Consider the following 2,718-nt stretch of genomic DNA (forward strand, 5'->3'; position numbering starts at 1 on the left):
CAACGGCTTCAACCGCACGTTTTGTGGCTGTTTTGATGGACGCCAGAAAGCGATGGGAAAACGGGATCATGATGCCGATACCGTTCTATTTTGATGTGCGGGCAGCGGCGTTGTCGCCCCTGCCCGCTTCGTCCATCATGTTCTTGCAACTACAATGAAAGGACGAATTCTTATGAAACCGACTACGGAAGAACTGGAACGCCGCATTTCCGAACTGGAGCGTACGCAGACCAAGATTTTGGAAGCCCTTAAGGACGCCAACATTCTCATTCCCGGCCTGAACGCTCCGGTCGAAGAAGGAAGCATTTACGACAGGACTGACATCTGGAAGGACTGAAGAGCCAGTCTTCACGTAAGCAACCAGACGGGCAACCCCAACTTCCATGCTGTCCCATGATTTAGGCATGGGGTGTGGGCTGAGCAGAATTGTCTGCAAGGCCCATTTGCGCAGGGTTTGCTCATTGCTCAGGCCTTCGCCCCGGACACCATCCGCGTGACAGTTTCCGGCCTCTGCGGCATGGTTGGTTTCATGGGAATCAGTCATGCCGCAACTCCAGTGTGTTTAGGTTTTAGGAAATCAGAGATGCCAGCAGCGGCATTGATACCGCCGCTGGCTACATCCATCATGTATGTGCCACCAACATGAAAGGACGATTCCGTGCTTCTTCCCCATGAAGACCCAAACGCATTAGAACCCGGCATTAAGAAACTTGATGTTTTGCCCGATAAACGCGTGCGCGTTACAATTTTTCCGTACCACCAAAAGCCGGATAAACCGATCTTTATGGAGGTTACGACGCTAATGGGTGCAGAGGATATCCAGCCAGCTAACATTAGTAATTTAGAGGCAAAAGCACTGAGAAAAATTATAGAGTTTTGTACTAACCGCCTACAAAAGATTGAGCTCGAAAAAATAGCTTCATAGCTACAACTTGGGCAAAGCCGCCTTAGCGGATAGGTTACGCCTTTAACGGCATGATTGGTTTCATAAGAATCAGTCATGCCGCAACTCCAGTGCTTTCATGCTTCAGGAAGATGTCTGGTCGGAGTTCTTCACGAGGAATGCCGAATGCCGCCTCAATGATTGGGCAATATTGTGGAGGCACAACATCCCATTGGGCCACGGCTCCGCGTGTAATACCCAATTCGGCTGCGATCCTCGCAGATAGGCCTCTGCGTGACCGTATCAATTCCATTCCGGTGACATCTCTCATATGCAACGCTTAGCGTTACTGAGCGAACAAGGCAAGGAATTTTGCTTAGTGCTGATAAGCGCCCATTAAGGCAGTATCGACATATGGAATTGAAAGACCTGATACGCACTGCCCGCAAAGCAAAGGGGCTATCACAGGCAGCCTTGGCTGACCTGATACACGTCAATAAAAGTGCGGTTGCACAATGGGAATTAGGTTCTACACGCCCAACAAATGAAAGTATGGCAGCCCTAAAGTCTGTTCTTTCTATAGGTGAGCAAATCTCTCCAGTCGGGTCGGCTCCATACGCTGGTGAGATCGTTGAAGACCCTGACGAACTCGCCCTCCTCCGCTTCTGGAGATCTCTGTCTATCGAGAAACGTCGGGCAGTTGTCGAGCTTCTGCATATTGGCAGACCTTCTGACTCCTGATTTTCGCTTCTTGCCAGACATCACTCTAAAATCTAAATTAAGTTCACATTATGTTCTTATTGGCACCCATATCAGGGCTTAGTCAATGAATTTTACGCACTAAGAATTTTGCTTAGCTCCACTAATTTTTTCCCTTGACTGCTTAGTATTGCTAAGCGTAACCATTTTCCATCACAACCCGTGGTGGAGAAACGACATGCCGCATTCCAGGCATCACGATGCGCAACCGCAGCTTGTCTCTGTAGAAGATGGCAAAGCTATCCTGCGCATTATCCGGCGCGTCATAGATCACGCAGGCGCCAAGGAAACTCCCAGACGCAATAAGATTTACAATGCAACAGATACCCTGCTGCGGGCTTGCCACACGCAAACAACCCGGCTGGATCTGGCTGCAATGGCTGATGCCGATATTCAGATGGTGCTGGAAGATCTGGGCACCCTGCGCCGTAATCTGAACACCAAATCTGGTTTTCTGGATTACGGAAGCAAACTGTATTTTGCGCTAAAGCCCGCATACAAGCGGCAGGTGGCAGCATGAACGCCATTCCCTGCCCTGCGCATCTCAGCGCATTCAAAACAGCACAATCAATACATCGCCGCGCTGCGCTTATCCGCGTGCAGGCTGATGCCCTGATGTCTCATTCCATCGTGCTGGAAACCTATCACCGCGCATGTCGCGCCAGTGAAAACCATTATGGCGCGGAATCATGGCGCAAGCTTGCGCACCATGCCCGTGAAGAAGCCGAGCTTCTCTATACCCGCGCCAATATCCTTGAAAGCTATATCAAATGAACAATCACGCCTTTCAGGCTGCCCGCACGCAACTGGAGCAGCTCATCCACCGCAATGTGGACAGCAAAGAAAAGCTGGCCATGCTTTCCCTGGTCAAAGACATGGCCGCAGCCATGGAAGCAGAACAGGACATTGCAGATGGTGCCCTGCGCATAGGCTACGCCAAGCGCCGCATGTTCCCGCTGCCTACCATCTTCCGCCAGCGTGAAGTGAGGGCTGCATAATGACCGACAAGCGGCAAATGGCCCTCGACGCGGATTTCTCACACTTGAGGCAATTTCGGGTCATTTTGTAGAATTCAG

7 protein-coding genes are annotated in these 2,718 nt (G+C 50.8%); 5 read left to right on the forward strand and 2 right to left on the reverse strand.

The features are described 5' to 3' along the window. Positions 1–172 precede the first annotated feature (172 nt). On the forward strand, positions 173–337 hold the full coding sequence (locus tag APA10_RS15015; protein ID WP_155116684.1) for a hypothetical protein: 165 nt from the start codon (positions 173–175) through the stop codon (positions 335–337). A gap of 203 nt (positions 338–540) precedes the next feature. Here APA10_RS15015 and APA10_RS15020 read toward each other — a convergent pair whose 3' ends face one another. Both APA10_RS15020 and APA10_RS15605 read right to left on the reverse strand, forming a co-directional pair. Then, positions 541–1,002, reverse strand: coding sequence for a hypothetical protein (locus tag APA10_RS15020; protein WP_124326543.1), 462 nt, complete (start codon positions 1,000–1,002; stop codon positions 541–543). Next, positions 999–1,214 (reverse strand): YdaS family helix-turn-helix protein, encoded by a 216-nt coding sequence (locus tag APA10_RS15605; RefSeq protein WP_080587169.1) that lies wholly within the window; start codon positions 1,212–1,214, stop codon positions 999–1,001. Before APA10_RS15605 ends, APA10_RS15020 begins: the two co-directional genes overlap by 4 nt. An 83-nt stretch (positions 1,215–1,297) precedes the next feature. On the opposite strand from APA10_RS15605, the gene APA10_RS15610 reads away from it, so the two are divergent. The 4 genes from APA10_RS15610 to APA10_RS11570 all read left to right on the forward strand — a co-directional run bounded on the left by APA10_RS15610 (position 1,298) and on the right by APA10_RS11570 (position 2,640). Next, positions 1,298–1,624, forward strand: a complete 327-nt coding sequence (locus tag APA10_RS15610; RefSeq protein ID WP_035367726.1) for a helix-turn-helix transcriptional regulator — start codon at positions 1,298–1,300, stop codon at positions 1,622–1,624. Between the two features lie 196 nt (positions 1,625–1,820). Next, complete coding sequence (locus APA10_RS11560) at positions 1,821–2,162, forward strand: hypothetical protein (RefSeq protein ID WP_050998029.1); 342 nt, start codon at positions 1,821–1,823, stop codon at positions 2,160–2,162. Beyond that, entirely contained in the window at positions 2,159–2,416 is a 258-nt protein-coding gene (locus tag APA10_RS11565; protein ID WP_035367727.1) for a hypothetical protein, read from the forward strand. Before APA10_RS11560 ends, APA10_RS11565 begins: the two co-directional genes overlap by 4 nt. Next, a complete protein-coding gene (locus APA10_RS11570) occupies positions 2,413–2,640 on the forward strand; it encodes a hypothetical protein (protein ID WP_035367729.1) in 228 nt (75 codons plus the stop codon). Before APA10_RS11565 ends, APA10_RS11570 begins: the two co-directional genes overlap by 4 nt. Positions 2,641–2,718: the final 78 nt, after the last annotated feature.

The organism is Acetobacter pasteurianus subsp. pasteurianus LMG 1262 = NBRC 106471, assembly GCF_000285275.1.
GTDB classification, from domain to species: Bacteria; Pseudomonadota; Alphaproteobacteria; order Acetobacterales; family Acetobacteraceae; genus Acetobacter; species Acetobacter pasteurianus.

Excerpts from the sequence above, each read along its gene's own strand:
- APA10_RS11570 (WP_035367729.1), top strand. The coding sequence starts at position 2,413 with ATGAACAATCACGCCTTTCAGGCTGCCCGCACGCAACTGGAGCAGCTC.
- APA10_RS11560 (WP_050998029.1), top strand. The coding sequence starts at position 1,821 with ATGCCGCATTCCAGGCATCACGATGCGCAACCGCAGCTTGTCTCTGTA.
- APA10_RS15610 (WP_035367726.1), top strand. The coding sequence starts at position 1,298 with ATGGAATTGAAAGACCTGATACGCACTGCCCGCAAAGCAAAGGGGCTA.
- APA10_RS11565 (WP_035367727.1), top strand. The coding sequence starts at position 2,159 with ATGAACGCCATTCCCTGCCCTGCGCATCTCAGCGCATTCAAAACAGCA.
- APA10_RS15605 (WP_080587169.1), bottom strand. The coding sequence starts at position 1,214 with ATGAGAGATGTCACCGGAATGGAATTGATACGGTCACGCAGAGGCCTA.
- APA10_RS15015 (WP_155116684.1), top strand. The coding sequence starts at position 173 with ATGAAACCGACTACGGAAGAACTGGAACGCCGCATTTCCGAACTGGAG.
- APA10_RS15020 (WP_124326543.1), bottom strand. The coding sequence starts at position 1,002 with ATGACTGATTCTTATGAAACCAATCATGCCGTTAAAGGCGTAACCTAT.